Source organism: Streptomyces bluensis (assembly GCF_014650715.1).
Taxonomy (GTDB): Bacteria; Actinomycetota; Actinomycetes; order Streptomycetales; family Streptomycetaceae; genus Streptomyces; species Streptomyces bluensis.
Window position 1 is genome coordinate 1 of sequence record NZ_BMVM01000047.1, and the last position, 1,440, is coordinate 1,440.

At 71.2% G+C, this 1,440-nt stretch carries 1 protein-coding gene; it reads right to left on the reverse strand.

Annotated elements, in window-relative coordinates:
• A partial coding sequence (locus IE262_RS39030; protein WP_189880394.1) for an acyltransferase domain-containing protein occupies positions 1-1,440 on the reverse strand: 1,440 nt, incomplete at both ends.

A 1,440-nucleotide genomic window follows, 5' to 3' on the forward strand; every position in this document is an offset into this window, starting at 1 on the left:
CCCCGGCGACCTCGTCCTCGGTGGCCTCGATCGCGGCCATCGCGCCGCCCTCGGCAAGAGCCTGCATCAGCCGCGCACGCCCCGCCACCAGCCTTACCGCGTCCGGGAGTTCGAAGACACCGGCCGCATACGCCGCCGCGAACTCGCCCACGGAGTGTCCGACCACGCAGTCCGGCTCTGTCCCCCAGGAGCGCAGCAGCTCTACCAGGGACACCTGTACGGCGAACAGCGCGGCCTGCGCATAGCCGGTACGGTCCAGCAGCGCGGCTTCCGCCGAGCCCTCGGACGCGAAGACCGCGGCCCGTACGCCCGTGGTGAAGCCGGCGGCGCCGTCGAACTCCCCGTCGAGGTGCGCGCACACCTCGTCGAAGGTCCCCGCGAACACGGGGAACCGGTCATACAACTCCCTTCCCATTCCCGGGCGTTGACTGCCCTGCCCGGTGAACAGCCACGCCGTACCGCCCTCGGTGACGGTGCCGGTGACGATGTCCGGGCTCATCGTCCCGGTGCCGAAAGACCCGAGGGCGGTGGCCAGCGTCGGGGTGTCGGGGCCGAGGGCGACGGCGCGGTGGGCCAGGGCGGCACGGGTGGTGGCCAGCGAGTGGCCGATGTCGTGTGCTGCGTGGTCATCGGTGAGCGCCGCTGCGAGACGGGCTGCCTGCTGGGCCAGTGACTCGGGGCGGTGGGCGGACAGGACCCAGGGAACGAGCGGGAGCGAGGCGTCGCGTACCGGCGGCTCCGGCCGCACATGCTGCTCCGACCGCTCCGACCGCTCGGGCTGCTCGGGCTGCTCTGGCTGTTCCGGCTGTTCGGGCTCGGGGGCTTCTTCGAGGATGACGTGGGCGTTGGTGCCGCTGATCCCGAACGCCGAGACACCCGCCCGCCTCGGCCGCTCACCACGCGGCCACGACCGGGACTCCGTCAACAGCCGAACCTGCCCCGCCTCCCAGTCCACATGCGAGGAAGGCCGATCCACGTGCAACGTCGCGGGCAGAGCCTCCCGCCGCATCGCCAACACCATCTTCATGACCCCCGCCACACCGGCCGCGGCCTGCGTGTGCCCGAGATTCGACTTCACCGAACCCAGCCACAACGGCCCGTCGGTGCGTTCCTGCCCGTAGGTGGAGAGCAGCGCCTGCGCCTCGATCGGGTCACCGAGCGCCGTGCCCGTGCCGTGTGCCTCGACGACATCGACGTCGGCAGCCGAAACCCCGGCCGACTTCAGTGCCTGGCGGATGACGCGTTGCTGGGACGGACCATTCGGCGCGGTCAGACCGTTCGACGCACCATCCTGATTGACCGCACTCCCCCGCACCACCGCCAACACCGGATGCCCCTTGCGGCGGGCATCCGACAACCGCTCCAGAACCAGAACCCCAGCACCCTCACCCCACACCGTCCCATCCGCACCCTCACCAAACGCCTTGCACCGCCCATCCA